9 protein-coding genes are annotated in these 14726 nt (G+C 69.9%); 6 read left to right on the top strand and 3 right to left on the bottom strand.

Features of this window, described 5'->3' with window-relative positions:
- Window positions 1-154: 154 nt before the first annotated feature.
- The 3 genes from AB0E85_RS02960 to AB0E85_RS02950 all read left to right on the top strand — a co-directional run bounded on the left by AB0E85_RS02960 (window position 155) and on the right by AB0E85_RS02950 (window position 4109).
- A complete protein-coding gene (locus AB0E85_RS02960; protein WP_361921783.1) occupies window positions 155-1033 on the top strand; it encodes a LysR substrate-binding domain-containing protein in 879 nt (292 codons plus the stop codon).
- 300 nt (window positions 1034-1333) lie between these two features.
- On the top strand, window positions 1334-3160 hold the full coding sequence (locus tag AB0E85_RS02955; RefSeq protein ID WP_361921781.1) for an AMP-dependent synthetase/ligase: 1827 nt from the start codon (window positions 1334-1336) through the stop codon (window positions 3158-3160).
- Between the two features lie 157 nt (window positions 3161-3317).
- Entirely contained in the window at window positions 3318-4109 is a 792-nt protein-coding gene (locus tag AB0E85_RS02950; RefSeq protein ID WP_361921943.1) for an aldo/keto reductase, read from the top strand.
- An 82-nt stretch (window positions 4110-4191) separates the two neighbouring features.
- Here the strand turns inward: AB0E85_RS02950 and AB0E85_RS02945 are convergent, their stop codons facing one another.
- On the bottom strand, window positions 4192-4893 hold the full coding sequence (locus tag AB0E85_RS02945; RefSeq protein ID WP_361921779.1) for an SDR family NAD(P)-dependent oxidoreductase: 702 nt from the start codon (window positions 4891-4893) through the stop codon (window positions 4192-4194).
- Window positions 4894-5116: 223 nt separating this feature from the next.
- On the opposite strand from AB0E85_RS02945, the gene AB0E85_RS02940 reads away from it, so the two are divergent.
- Window positions 5117-5686 carry a maleylpyruvate isomerase N-terminal domain-containing protein gene (locus tag AB0E85_RS02940; protein WP_361921777.1) on the top strand — a complete coding sequence of 190 codons (570 nt, stop codon included), beginning with the start codon at window positions 5117-5119 and terminating at the stop codon, window positions 5684-5686.
- Between the two features lie 36 nt (window positions 5687-5722).
- Here AB0E85_RS02940 and AB0E85_RS02935 read toward each other — a convergent pair whose 3' ends face one another.
- Complete coding sequence (locus tag AB0E85_RS02935; protein ID WP_361921775.1) at window positions 5723-6619, bottom strand: class I SAM-dependent methyltransferase; 897 nt, start codon at window positions 6617-6619, stop codon at window positions 5723-5725.
- A gap of 131 nt (window positions 6620-6750) precedes the next feature.
- A complete protein-coding gene (locus tag AB0E85_RS02930) occupies window positions 6751-8472 on the bottom strand; it encodes a glycoside hydrolase family 6 protein (protein ID WP_361921773.1) in 1722 nt (573 codons plus the stop codon).
- A gap of 401 nt (window positions 8473-8873) precedes the next feature.
- On the opposite strand from AB0E85_RS02930, the gene AB0E85_RS02925 reads away from it, so the two are divergent.
- Window positions 8874-11792: a glycoside hydrolase family 48 protein gene (locus AB0E85_RS02925; protein WP_361921771.1), complete on the top strand. Its 2919-nt coding sequence runs from the start codon at window positions 8874-8876 to the stop codon at window positions 11790-11792.
- 206 nt (window positions 11793-11998) lie between these two features.
- Entirely contained in the window at window positions 11999-14653 is a 2655-nt protein-coding gene (locus AB0E85_RS02920; RefSeq protein ID WP_361921769.1) for a cellulose binding domain-containing protein, read from the top strand.
- Window positions 14654-14726: the final 73 nt, after the last annotated feature.

The following is a 14726-nucleotide window of genomic DNA, read 5'->3' as shown; positions in this document are numbered from 1 at the left end:
CGGCCAGCGCAGGCGTTTCACGGTGCTCCACTTGCTTGGTACTTCGGTCGGTCCGGGGCCGGAGCGGCCCCCTTCCATCGTGCTCCCCGACCCGGCGATCGGGAATCCCGTATACGGCTCTCACTGTCATCATGTTCCGCGATAACCTGGCCTCATGTACGACCCGTCCCAGCTGCGCACGTTCCTGTCGGTGGCGCAGACGCTGAGCTTCACGCAGGCCGCGCGGCGCCTCGGGCTGCGGCAGTCGACGGTCAGCCAGCACGTGCGGCGGCTGGAGGACGCCGCCGGGCGCACGCTGTTCACCCGGGACACGCACTCGGTGGAGCTGACGGAGGACGGCGAGGCCATGCTCGGCTTCGCGCGCCGGATCCTGGAGGTGCACGAACAGGCGGCGGCGTTCTTCGCGGGCACCCGGCTGCGCGGCCGGCTGCGCTTCGGTGCCTCGGAGGACTTCGTGCTGACGCGGCTGCCGGAGATCCTGGAGGGCTTCCGGCACGAGCATCCGGAGGTCGACCTGGAACTGACGGTCGAGCTGTCGGGCACGCTGCACGAGCAGCTGGCCGCAGGGAAGCTGGACCTCGTCCTGGCCAAGCGGCGGCCCGAGGACCCGCGGGGCGAGCTGGTCCGGCACGACCGGCTGGTGTGGATCGGCGCGGAACGCCTCCGGCTCGACCCGGACCGCCCGGTACCGCTCATCGTCTATCCGCCGCCGGGCATCACCCGCGCACTCGCCCTGGAGGCGCTGGAGCGACAGGGCCGGCAGTGGCGGGTGGTGTGCACCAGCGGCAGCCTCAACGGCCTCGTCGCGGCGGCCCGCGCCGGCCTCGGCGTGATGGCGCACTCCCGCGGCCTCATCCCGCCGGGACTGGTCCGGGTCCCGGACCGGGCGGGTCTGCCGGAACTGGGCCAGGTCGACTTCGTGCTCGTCCACGGCCGCCGCCGGCCCTCCGCCCAGGGCGCGGCGGACGCTCTGACGGCGGCGATCCTGGCGGGCGGGGACCGCCTGCACCGCAGCGAGCGCAAGGGGCTGTGACGAACCGGAGTGACACAATCCGCCGCTGTCCCGCTGACGGAGGAGAGCCCGTTCCACGGCCCGTCGCGCCGCGACCGGACTCGTACAGATTCGGTGGAGATTACGGCACCGAAACTTACTCAACCGTCAGGATTGTGTCCGACCCTTCCCCATGTGAGCGCTTTTTCCCTCGCTGACCAGCGCGGACCGGAGCGATGCCCGCCTTCGCACCCCCTCCCGCCCCCTGTCCGGGTGGGGTAGCTTTCACGGCGCTGTGCGGGACGTCACTCGACAGGAGCGCTGAGGAGCGGGGAGCGGGGTTTGCGCGAGTTCACCATCCCTCCGTTGGCGTTGGCACCTCCGGTGGGCGGTCTGGCCGACGTGGTCTTCGAGCATGCCCAGGAGGACCCGCTGCACATCGCGCTGGGCCGCAAGGACGACTCCGGCCAGTGGCGGGACGTCACCAGCGCCGAGTTCCGCGACGAGGTGCTCGCCCTGGCCAAGGGCCTGCTGGCGAGCGGCATCCGGTTCGGCGACCGGGTCGCGATCATGTCCCGCACGCGCTACGAGTGGACCCTGTTCGACTACGCGCTGTGGACGATCGGCGCCCAGGTCGTGCCGGTCTACCCCACGTCGTCGGCCGAGCAGTGCTTCTGGATGCTGTACGACGCCGAGGTGACGGCCGCGGTCGTGGAGCACGAGGACCACGCGATGACGATCGCCACCGTCATCGACCGGCTGCCCCAGCTGCGCCGGCTGTGGCAGCTCGACGCCGGTGCCGTGCACGAGCTGTACGACGCCGGCGCGCACCTCGACGACGAGATGGTGCACCGCCACCGGCAGGCCGTCACACCCGACTCGGTCGCCACGATCATCTACACCTCGGGCACCACCGGCCGCCCCAAGGGCTGTGTCATCACGCACGGCAACTTCATGTACGAGGCGGACACCGTCATCGAGCGCTGGGAGCCGGTGTTCCACTCCCGGCGCGGCGACGAGGCGGCGACCCTGCTGTTCCTGCCGCTCGCGCACGTCTTCGGACGGATGGTCCAGGTCGCGGGGATCCGCGGCAAGGTGAAGTTCGGCCATCAGCCGCAGCTGAACGCGGCGGCCCTGCTGCCCGACCTGGCCGCGTTCAAGCCGACGTTCTTCCTCGCCGTGCCGTACATCTTCGAGAAGGTGTTCAACGCGGCCCGCCGCAAGGCCGAGAAGGAGGGCCGCTCCGGCCCCTTCGAGAAGGCCGTCGACGTCGCCATCAAGTACGCCGACGCGCTGGAGGCCAAGGCCTGGGGCACCGGCCCCGGCCCGTCGGCGGGGCTGCGCATGCAGCACCAGCTGTTCGACAAACTGGTCTACGGCAAGATCCGCGCCGCGATGGGCGGCAGGATCAAGCACGCCATGTCCGGCGGCTCGGCGATGGACCGCCGGCTCGGGCTGTTCTTCGCCGGCGCGGGCGTGCACATCTACGAGGGCTACGGCCTGACGGAGTCCACGGCCGCCGCGACCGCCAATCCGCCCGGGCGCACCCGCTTCGGCACGGTCGGGCAGCCCATCCCCGGCATGACCGTGCACATCGCGGACGACGGCGAGATCTGGCTGCGCGGCGAGAACGTGTTCCAGGGGTACCTCAACAACCAGAAGGCCACCGACGCCACCCTGCACGACGGCTGGCTCGCCACCGGCGACCTCGGCGCGCTGGACGAGGACGGCTTCCTCACCATCACCGGCCGCAAGAAGGAGATCCTGGTCACCTCCGGCGGCAAGAGCGTTTCGCCCGGGGTCCTGGAGGAACGCGTCCGGGACCATCCGCTGGTCAACCAGTGCATCGTCGTGGGCAACGACCGCCCGTACATCGCCGCCCTGGTCACCCTCGACCAGGAGGCCGTGGAGCACTGGCTGGCCATGCGGGCCAAGCCGCAGATGTCCCCGGCGGAGCTGGTGCGCGACGCGGATCTGGAGACGGAGGTGCGCCGCGCGGTGGTCGCCGCCAACACCCTCGTCTCCCAGGCCGAGTCGATCCGCACCTTCCGCATACTGGCCCAGCCGTTCACGGAGGAGCACGGGTTGCTGACCCCGTCCCTGAAGCTGAAGCGGAAGGCGATCGAAAAGGCGTACGAGAACGAGGTCGAGGCGCTCTACCGGGCGTGACATGCGCCTCGCGGGGCAGGTGTGGCTTCGGAATTCTCCCGTCAGGAATGCATCACCGCCCGTGATCGTTGACGATGGGAGTACACCTGACCACTTACCGAAGGATCGAGAGCTCGTGAGCAAGGTCCCCCCGATCATCCTGAACAACGGCGTCGAGATGCCCCAGCTGGGCTTCGGCGTCTGGCAGGTGCCGGACGACGAGGCCGAGACGGCCGTCGCGACGGCGCTGGAGGCCGGGTACCGCAGCATCGACACAGCGGCGATCTACGGCAACGAGAAGGGCACCGGCAAGGCCATCGCCGCCGCCGGTCTCCCCCGCGAGGAGCTCTTCGTCACCACCAAGCTCTGGAACTCCGACCAGGGGTACGACTCCACGCTGCGCGCCTTCGACACGTCGCTGGAGAAGCTCGGCCTGGACTACGTCGACCTGTACCTGATCCACTGGCCGACGCCGGAGCGGGGTCTGTACGTCGACACCTACAAGGCGTTCGAGAAGCTGCACGCCGACGGCCGGATCCGGGCCATCGGCGTCTCCAACTTCCTCCCCGAGCACCTTCAGAAGCTGATCGGTGAGACGTCGGTCGTCCCGGCGGTGAACCAGATCGAGCTGCACCCGCACCTTCAGCAGGGCGCCTCCCGCGAGTACCACGCGGAGCAGGGCATCGCCACGGAGGCCTGGTCGCCCCTCGGCCAGGGCAAGGGGCTGCTGGAGGTCCCGGCGATCGTGGCCATCGCCCGCAAGCACGACCGCACCCCGGCCCAGGTCGTGCTGCGCTGGCACATCCAGCTGGGCAACGTGGTGATCCCGAAGTCCGTGACCCCGTCGCGGATCAAGGAGAACATCGACGTGTTCGACTTCAGCCTGGACGACGAGGACCTCGCGGCGATCAGCGCGCTGAACGAGGACCGCCGCATCGGCCCGGACCCGGCCGAGTTCAACGGCGCCTGAGCCGCACCGGCAGCGCCCCGGTCCCGGAGCCCCTCGCGGGGCCCGGGCCGGGGCACCGTCGTGTGCCCCCCCTTCGCGGTTCTCAGACCGGCTGTCCCACCGGTCGTACGACCACCGTGTTGACGTCGACACCGTCCGGCTGCCGCATCGCCCAGACGATCGAGTCGGCGATCTGGCCGGCGGTGAGGAGGTGGCCGGGCGGGAGACTGCCGTAGGAGTCCCAGAAGGGGGTCTCCGTCCGGCCGGGCGCGACCAGGGTGACGCCCACGCCCCACTCCGTGACCTGCCGCCGGGTGTTCTCGGCGAGCCCGGTCACCGCCCACTTCGTCGCCCCGTAGATGTTGCCCGGTCCGTGCACGAACCCGGCGACGCTCCCGACCAGGACGATCCGGCCGCGCGTCTCCTTCAGCGCGTCGACGGACGCCCTGATCAGCAGGGCGGGGCCGAGGACGTTGGTCAGCACCATGGCGGTCCAGCCGGCCGGGTCGCCCTCCGCGACCGTGTCGTGGGTGGCGAAACCGGCGTTGGCGACGACCGTGTCGAGCCGGCCGAAGTTCTTGACGGTGGTGTCGACCGCCGCCCGGACGTCCTCGTACACGGCGGTGTCACCGACGAGCGTCAGCAGCCCGTCGGGCCGCCCCAGTTCCTCGGCGAACGCCCGCAGCCGCTCCTCCCCCCGCCCGGTGACGGCCACCCGGAACCCGGCGTCCAGCAGCTGCCGGGCGACAGCGGCCCCGATACCGCTGCCCCCTCCGGTGATGAGCGCGACCTGAGAGTCGGACATGGATTCCCCCTGTGGTGTGGACCGGTGTGCGATGCCGGGGAGTCCATCAGCTGGAGCGCTCTCGAAGTCAAGGGCGCTGTCGCCGGTGTTCTGACGGGGAGGCTTCGCGGGGCGGAGGTTGGGGCGGTTGGATGGACGGTGACGTCCCCGCCGGCGGCTGGAGGCGTGTGCGTCGTCTGCACCAGCCCAGCCCAGTTCCACCACGGACCGCGAGGAGTTCTGCATGGACCATACGGACGTCGACGCCGCCGTAGCAGAGTTGCTGCGGGTGCTCGGCCCGCACACCGCCGAGGACTGGACGGTGCCGGCAGGGCCACTCGAATGGACTTGCTGGCAAACAGCAGCCCACATCGGCCACGACCTGCTGGCCTACGCAGGGCAGCTGGCAGCGCAGCCCACGGACGCCTACCTTCCCATCGACCTGGGCGTTCGCCCCACGGCCTCGCCTGCCGAAGTCCTCCAGGCCGTCACCGCCTGCGGCGGACTGCTCAGCAGCGCCCTGGCCACAGCCGATTCGGCCCTGAGGGCCTGGCACTGGGGCCCGTGCGACCCCGAAGGATTCGCCGCGATGGGCGTCGCCGAAACTCTGCTGCACACCTACGACATCACGCAGGGCCTGTCCCTGGACTGGCTTCCACCAGCACCGCTGAGCGCAGCAGTACTCACCCGGCTCTTCCCCGGCGCCCCGCCCGGAGACCCCACTCAGGTACTCCTCTGGTGCACCGGCCGCGGAGAACTCGACGGCCTCCCTCGCCAGACCTCGTGGAGGTGGGAAGCCGCACGACCGGACTGACCGAGCTGACCTCGGCGAAGGTTCCCGGTCACAGCACTAGGCGGGCCGGACCGCCGTGTGGACCGTGTGGGCCTCCAGGACGAACATGTCGGGACGGTGGTGCAGGCTCGCCTCGTCGTCCGGGTCGAGCAGGCGGTCGACGGTCGCCAGGTCCTCGGCGTCGAGCCCCTCGGCGAGCTTGTCGCGCATGTGCGACAGGGACGCCACGACATAGGCACGGGCCCGGTCCGAGGCGGGCGCCGGGAGGTCGAGCAGGAAGCTGTGCGTCCTCGTGTGCTTCAGGCCCGCGGCGGCGAGCAGGGCCGGCCAGTTCTCGGTCTCGGCCACGTGCCCGGGCAGATCGGTGCGCATCCGGGTGAACCAGTCCGCCTCCACCGCGTCGATCCGTGCCTGGAGACCGGGCCGGCCGATGCCGAAGTCGCGCGGCAGGAACCGCAGCGGCAGACCGCCCTCCATGACGGCCAGCGTGCCGCCGGGTGCCAGCCGCTGCGCGAACTCGGCGAGCGCCGCCCGCTGGTCGCCGAGGTGGTGCAGGCTGCGGCTCGCCCAGAGCAGATCGGCGGGGTAGTCCAGCTCACCCAGTACGTCGGGGAGTTCACCCGTGATCGTGCCGAAGCGGTCGGCGACCCCCTGCCGCTCGGCGCGCGCCCGGGCCCGCTCCAGCAGTCCCTCGGATCCGTCCACCGCCACGATCCGCGCGCCCGGGAACGTCTCCGCGAACAGACACGACACGACACCCGGTCCGCTGCCCGCGTCGACGATCAGACCCGGTTCGGTCACCTCCTGCGCCAGCCAGCCCAGGGCCCGCTCGTACAGGGACGCGAACAGCTCCGCCGAAGCCTCCAGCGTCGGGCCCATCTCGGCCCAGTCGATGTCCGTGTGGCCGTGGTGGGAACCGTGGCCCCGCTCGTGGTCGTGGTGGTGGTGCGCCATGGTGGTCAGCCTCTCGCTCGGATGCGGTCAGCGTGCGACGGCGCACCGTGCGGAGGCCACTGCTGTTGCCGGTCCCGCAAAATCCGCCGGGGCACGGGGCCCCGGCGGATCAGCGGTTCAGCACGGACGGGTCAGGACAGCGGAGGGTACGCGTTCTGCATCAGCTGCCGGAACTGGGCGGAGAACCAGTGCCCGGACACCGGCGCGTCCGGCAGGGCACCGGACATGTTGTTGTTGTTCCGCGGGTTGCCCGTGTAGGTGGGGTCGCACATGCGGTCGAAGCCCTTGCCCTCGTCGTTCGGGATGGCCTTGCTCGACCCGTCGGACTCGCCCGGCGGCTTCATCCAAACGTAGGCGTCGATCCCGGTCGCCGGGGCCGTCCGCGGGCGCTCACCGAGGCCGGCTCCGGACTGGTTGCACCAGTTGCCGGCGTTGAAGCGGCGGTCGTACCGCCCGCCGTCGACGTAGGTGTCGACGCTCGTCGTCGCGCCCGGTCCGGTGGGCCGTGCGGCACCGCCCCAGCCGTTGCGGGAGGTGTCGATCAGCATGCCGATGTTCGAGTTGAAGCCCGCCGAGACCAGCTGGTTGCGGAAGGCCTGGGCGTAGGACAGCTCGTCGAGGTAGCGGTTCCAGTCGACCCATTTCGACTCGCGGACGGACTTGCCGGCCACGGTGTCGTTGATGGTGAAGTTGTTCTCCTTCAAAGCGCTGTAGTTCGCCGTGTTGGTGATGAAGCCGTGGACGTCGTTCACCGTGGCGCCCTCGGCGGTCGCCGCCTCCTTCATGATGGTGGCGGTGGGGCCGAAGTTGTCGTCCCAGCCGATCCAGCCGTGGTGTCCGGCGTCGACGTAGTTGTAGACGTTCGGCACGTCGCCGAGCTTGTTGAGCGCGTAGCCGACGCCCTTGACGTAGTTGCCGTTGGCCTTCATCACGTCGCACTGCGGGACGGCCGTCGGGCGGCTGCCGGTGTTGGTGACGAGGTTCGGCAGCGAGTCGATCTCGACCGTCGTGACGATCCGCAGCGAGGCGTACTTCGGGTCGGCGAGGATCGCCTTGATCGGGTCGATGTAGTCCGTCTTGTAGCGGCCGATCTCGTCGGCCTTCAGCTCACCGTTGGAGGCGAGGGCGGAGCAGTCCCGGCCGGGCAGGTTGTAGATGACGAACTGGACGACGAGTTCGCCGGAACCCTTCTGGCGCAGCGCCTCGTCGAGGTGGGCGCGCAGGCCCATCTTTCCGCCCGCGCCGTTGATGGCCGCGATCCGGTCCAGCCAGACTCCCGTCGGCTGGTTGGCGACGCGGCTGCCGCCCGGTTCGGCGGCGGCGTTCGCGGACCACTCCGGGTTCACGTACACCTTGGCACCCTCGTAGGGGTTGTTCACCCGGTTGGACGGGCCGCCCGGATCCGGCGGGTCGGTGGGACCGCCGGGACCACCGTCATCGACGTTGCAGGTCACGCCGTCGAGAGTGAACGTGGCCGGGACCGCGTTGCTGCCGCTGTAGCTGCCCTGGAAGCCGAAGCTGACCGAACCGCCGGTCGCCAGCTGGGCGTTGTAGGACTCGTTGGCCGCGGTGACGGCGGTACCGCTCTGGCTCAGCTTGGCGTTCCAGCCGCTGGTGACCTTCTGGTCACCGGCGTACGACCACTTCAGCGACCACGACGACTTGGCGGCGCTGTTGTTCGTGATGGTCACGGCGGCGGTGAAGCCGGTGCTCCACTGGTTCTGGATCTTGTAGTCGACGGTGCAGGGGACGGCGGCGACGCCGGCGGCGCCCGGGTCGACGGCGAAGGCGGTGCCGGTCGCTCCGGCGACCAGGGCCATGGCGGCCAGTAACGCTGTTCTCGTACGGCTCATGAGTGCGGGTTTCCCTTTCGCTGGTGGGGGTGTCAGCCGTTCAGGGCGCGCTCCGACAAGGACATGAGGAACCCGGCACCGGCACTCGCGCAGCCGGGGACGACCGCATGGGCGGCGGCTAAAAGTACTGAACGCGAGGGGTGTCGCATGAGCGACTCCGTGCAGGCCGGGTGCGTCGTGACGGACGCGTCGACTGATGGAACCGCTCCCACTGGTGTCAAGGAAGGTAGCGCCAAGTGTCGGCAAAGAACAGGGGAGTCACTGACTTTCGCTCAACTCCCGGCGTCGAATCTTTTCGACTCTTCGAAGACCTTGACCGGTACCTGACGGGTCCGCACTATGGGAGCGCTCCCACTGGTTCAAGCCTTGACTTCTCCGAGCCGCAAGGAGGAACCAGCACCATGCATCCCCCACCCCGGAGACGCGGAGCGGTGCGGCGGCTGTGGACCGCAGCCCTCGCAGCTCTCGCGCTTCCGTTGACGATGCTCTCCTCAGGGTCGACTCCCGCGCAGGCGGCGGCACTTCAGTGCAGTGTCGACTACAAGACGAACGACTGGGGCTCCGGTTTCACGGTGGACCTGACCCTCACCAACCGCGGCACGGACGTCATCGACGGCTGGACGCTGACCTACGCCTACTCGGGCAACCAGAAGCTGGGCAACGGCTGGAACGGCACCTGGTCGCAGTCCGGCCAGAACATCACCGTCAAGAACGCCGGCCACAACGGGCGGGTCGCCGCGGGCGCCGCCGTCTCCACCGGCGCCCAGTTCTCCTACAGCGGCTCCAACACCGCGCCGACGTCCTTCTCGGTCAACGGCACGCCCTGCACCGGCGCGCACCAGCCGCCGATCGCCGTGCTGACCAGCCCGAGCGCGGGCGCCGTGTACACCCAGGGCCAGGCGGTGCCGCTGGCGGCCACCGCGGCCGCCGCTGACAGCGCCACGATCAGCAAGGTGGAGTTCTACGACGACACCAAGCTGCTGGGCACGGACACGAGCGCGCCCTACGCGCTGTCCGTCTCGGACCTGGCCGTGGGCAGTCACTCCCTGGTGGCGAAGGCGTACGACAGCAGGGGCGCCTCCGCCGATTCCACGCCGGTCGGCATCACCGTCGCCTCCGGCCCGACCGTGGTCGCCTCACCGCTCCAACTGGGTGTCCAGTCCGGCAAGTCGGGCACCTATGAGGTGAAGCTGTCCAAGCAGCCCTCGGCGAACGTCACGGTGACCTCGGCCCGGGCGAGCGGCAACTCGGGGCTGTCGGTCTCGGCCGGTGCCTCGCTGACCTTCACGCCGCAGAACTGGAACACCGCGCAGAAGGTGACCGTGGCGGCCGCGAACTCCGGTACCGGATCGGCCGTGTTCGAGTCGACGGCCGCGGGCCACGCCAAGGCGTCGGTCACCGTCACGCAGCTGGCCGCGGCGAAGGAGTACGACGCGCGCTTCCTGGAGTTGTACGGGAAGATCACCAACCCGGCGAACGGCTACTTCTCGCCCGAGGGCATTCCGTACCACTCGGTCGAGACGCTGATCGTCGAGGCGCCGGACCACGGTCACGAGACCACGTCGGAGGCGTACAGCTACCTCCTGTGGCTCCAGGCCATGTACGGCAAGGTCACCGGCGACTGGTCCAAGTTCAACGGGGCCTGGGAGATCATGGAGAAGTACATGATCCCCACCAAGGCCGACCAGCCGACCAACTCCTTCTACAACCCCGCCAAGCCGGCCACCTACGCGCCCGAGCTGGACACGCCGAACGAGTACCCGGCCAAGCTCGACACCGGTGTCGCGGTCGGCTCCGACCCGATCGCGGGCGAGCTGAAGAGCGCCTACGGCACGGACGACGTCTACGGCATGCACTGGTTGCAGGACGTGGACAACGTCTACGGCTACGGCAACTCGCCCGGCAAGTGCGAGGCGGGACCGTCGGACACCGGCCCGTCGTACATCAACACCTTCCAGCGCGGCGCGCAGGAGTCGGTGTGGGAGACGGTGCCGCAGCCGACCTGTGACGCCTTCAAGTACGGCGGCAAGAACGGCTACCTGGACCTGTTCACCGGTGACGCCTCCTACGCCAAGCAGTGGAAGTTCACCAACGCGCCGGACGCCGACGCCCGGGCCGTGCAGGCCGCCTACTGGGCGGATCTGTGGGCCAAGGAGCAGGGCAAGGGCGGGCAGGTCTCCGGGACGGTCGCGAAGGCGGCCAAGATGGGCGACTACCTGCGCTACGCGATGTACGACAAGTACTTCAAGAAGGTCGGCAACTGCGTCGGGCCCTCGGCCTGCCCGGCGGGCACCGGCAAGGACGCCTCGATGTACCTGCTCTCCTGGTACTACGCCTGGGGCGGCGCCACCGACACCAATGCCGGCTGGGCCTGGCGCATCGGCTCCAGCCACGCCCACGGCGGCTACCAGAACCCCTTCGCCGCCTACGCGCTCGCCAACTACGCCCCGCTGAAGCCCAAATCGGCGACGGGTGCGGCGGACTGGGCCAAGTCCATGGACCGGCAACTGGAGTTCTACCGCTGGCTCCAGTCGGACGAGGGCGCCATCGCCGGCGGTGCGACCAACAGCTGGCAGGGCCGGTACGCGACCCCGCCGTCGGGCAAGTCGACGTTCTACGGCATGTACTACGACGAGAAGCCGGTGTACCACGACCCGCCGTCCAACCAGTGGTTCGGCTTCCAGGCATGGTCCATGGAGCGCGTCGCCGAGCTGTACCAGCAGACCGGCAACGCCAAAGCCAAGACGGTCCTCGACAAGTGGGTCAAGTGGGCGCTGTCCAAGACCACGTTCAACCCGGACGGCACCTACCGCATCCCCTCGACGCTCCAGTGGTCGGGCCAGCCCGACACCTGGAACGCCGCCAGCCCCGGCGCCAACACCGGCCTGCACGTCACCGTCGCCGACTACACCAACGACGTCGGTGTCGCGGCCGCGTACGCCAAGACCCTGACGTACTACGCGGACCGCTCCGGTGACACACAGGCCGCGGCGGCGGCGAAGAAGCTGCTGGACGGCATGTGGACCAACTACCAGACCGACCTCGGGATCGCCGTTCCGGAGAACCGGGCCGACTACAACCGGTTCGACGACCCGGTCCACATCCCGAGCGGCTGGACGGGCACGATGCCCAACGGCGACCCGATCAACTCGTCGTCGACGTTCGACTCGATCCGCTCCTTCTACGAGGACGACCCCGCCTGGTCGAAGATCGAGAACTACCTGGCCGGTGGGGCTGTCCCGTCGTTCACGTACCACCGGTTCTGGGCCCAGGCGGACATCGCCCTGGCCATGGGCTCGTACGCGGAGCTTCTCGAATAGCCCCCGCCGGGCGCTCCGCGGGGTGGCGGTACTTCGTCTGCCGGTCCGTTGTGGCCGGTCGCGCAGTTCCCCGCGCCCCCGGGGCAGCGTCCGAAGCCCCGCGTACACGGCTCCGCACCTGACGCGGGGCCACCACGGCCGGGCGGCTCCACCCGCACGGGAGCCGCCCGGCCCTCGCACGTCCACCTCTCGGAAGGACCCCCACCGTGCGAAGAACCCGTATCCTCACGGCCGTGCTGGCGCTGGCGGCCGGGCTGTTGTCGGGCGCGCCCCGTGCCCTGGCCGCCGATCCGCCGGCGCCGAAGCTCGCCGCCGACACGTACACCTGGAAGAACGCCCGGATCGACGGGGGCGGGTTCGTACCCGGCATCGTCTTCAACCGCTCCGAGAAGAACCTGGCCTACGCCCGCACCGACATCGGCGGCGCCTATCGCTGGCAGGAGTCCTCGAAGACCTGGACGCCGCTGCTGGACTCGGTCGGGTGGGACGACTGGGGGCACACGGGCGTCGTCAGCATCGCCTCCGACTCCGTCGATCCGAACCGGGTGTACGCGGCGGTCGGGACGTACACAAACAGCTGGGACCCGAAGAACGGCGCCGTCATGCGCTCCTCCGACCGGGGCGCGAGCTGGCGGAAGGCGAACCTGCCGTTCAAGCTGGGCGGCAACATGCCGGGGCGGGGCATGGGCGAGCGGCTGGCCGTCGACCCGAACCGGAACAGCGTGCTGTATCTGGGCGCACCCAGCGGCAAGGGGCTGTGGCGGTCGACGGACTCGGGCGTGACCTGGTCGCAGGTGGCGAACTTCCCCAACGTCGGCAACTACGCGCAGGACCCGAGCGACACGAGCGGCTACGCGTCCGACAACCAGGGCATCGTCTGGGTCACCTTCGACGAGTCCACGGGCACGGCCGGGAACGCCACGAAGACGGTCTACGTCGGGGTCGCCGACAAGGACAACGCGGTGTACCGGTCGACGGACGCGGGCGCGACCTGGCAGCGGCTGGCCGGGCAGCCCACCGGCCACCTGGCGCACAAGGGCGTCCTGGACGCGAAGAACGGTCACCTCTACCTCGCGTACAGCGACAAGGGCGGCCCGTACGACGGCGGCAAGGGCCGGCTGTGGCGGTACGCGACGGGCACGGGAACCTGGACGGACATCAGCCCGGTGGCGGAGGCCGACACCTTCTACGGCTTCAGCGGGCTGACGGTGGACCGGCAGAAGCCGGGCACGGTCATGGCGACCGCCTACAGCGCCTGGTGGCCCGACACGCAGATCTTCCGCTCCACGGACAGCGGCGCGACCTGGACGAAGGCGTGGGACTACACGTCGTACCCGAACCGCGAGAACCGCTACACGATGGACGTCTCGTCCTCGCCGTGGCTGACCTGGGGCGCGAATCCGCAACCGCCCGAGCAGACGCCGAAGCTGGGGTGGATGACCGAGGCGATGGAGATCGACCCGTTCGACTCGAACCGGATGATGTACGGGACGGGCGCGACGATCTACGGCACGGAGAACCTCACGAACTGGGACAGCGGAAGCAAGTTCGCCATCAAACCGATGGTGCGTGGCCTGGAGGAGACGGCGGTCAACGACCTGGCCTCTCCCCCGTCCGGCGCCCCGCTGCTGAGCGCGCTCGGCGACATCGGCGGCTTCCGCCACACGGACCTGACGAAGGTGCCGTCGATGATGTTCACCCAGCCGAACTTCACGACGACCACGAGCCTGGACTTCGCCGAGTCGAAGCCCGACACGGTGGTGCGGACGGGCAACCTGGACTCGGGGCCGCACATCGCGTTCTCGACGGACAACGGCGCCAACTGGTTCGCCGGGACCGACCCGTCGGGCGTGAGCGGCGGCGGCACGGTCGCGGCGGCGGCCGACGGCAGCCGGTTCGTGTGGAGCCCCGACGGTGCCGGCGTGCACCACACGACCGGCTTCGGCACGTCGTGGCAGGCCTCCGGAGGGATCCCCGCCGGGGCGGTCGTCGAGGCGGACCGCGTCGATCCGAAGACCTTCTACGGCTTCAAGTCCGGGAAGTTCTACGTCAGTACGGACGGCGGGGCGACCTTCAAGGCGTCACCTGCGACGGGGCTGCCGAGCGGTGACAGTGTCCGCTTCAAGGCGCTGCCGGGCGGGAAGGGCGACGTCTGGCTGGCCGGTGGCGCGACGGACGGCGCCTACGGCCTGTGGCACTCCACGGACGGCGGGGCGACCTTCACCAAGCTGTCGAACGTCGAGCAGGCGGACACCGTCGGCTTCGGCAAGGCCGCACCCGGTGCCTCCTACCAGACCCTCTACACCAGCGCGAAGATCGGCGGCGTGCGCGGCATCTTCCGCTCCACCGACCGGGGCGCGAGCTGGACGCGCATCAACGACGACGCCCACCAGTGGGGCTGGACGGGCGCGGCGATCACCGGCGACCCGCGCGTGTACGGCCGTGTCTACGTCTCCACGAACGGCCGGGGCGTCCTCTACGGCGACAGCTCCGGCGGCGGCACGACCGACCCGGGACCGGGTCCCGGCCCCGCACCGACGGGCGCCTGCAAGGTGACGTACAAGGTCACCGGCCAGTGGGCGGGCGGTTTCCAGGCGGACGTCCAGCTCGCCAACACCGGCACGACCGCCTGGAACGGCTGGTCCCTGAACTGGGCCTTCCCCGACGGCCAGAAGCTGACCCAGGCGTGGAACGCCGAAGCGGCACAGTCGGGTTCGGCGGTCACGGCGAAGAACATCGGCTGGAACGGCAGTGTGGCGGCGGGATCGTCGGTGAGCTTCGGCTTCACGGCGAACTGGTCGGGCACGAACACGAAACCGGCCGCGTTCAGGCTGGGCGAGCAGACCTGCGCGACTGGCTGACCGGGCGATCAGAGGGCGTGTGCCGGATGCGGTATGCGTCCTCTCCGCGTGCCAGGACCGATCACGAACCGAG

This window comes from Streptomyces sp. NPDC029044, from assembly GCF_040637495.1.
Taxonomy (GTDB): Bacteria; Actinomycetota; Actinomycetes; order Streptomycetales; family Streptomycetaceae; genus Streptomyces.
Note: the sequence above shows the minus strand (reverse complement) of the source record. Positions and strands in the feature narration are given on the sequence as shown.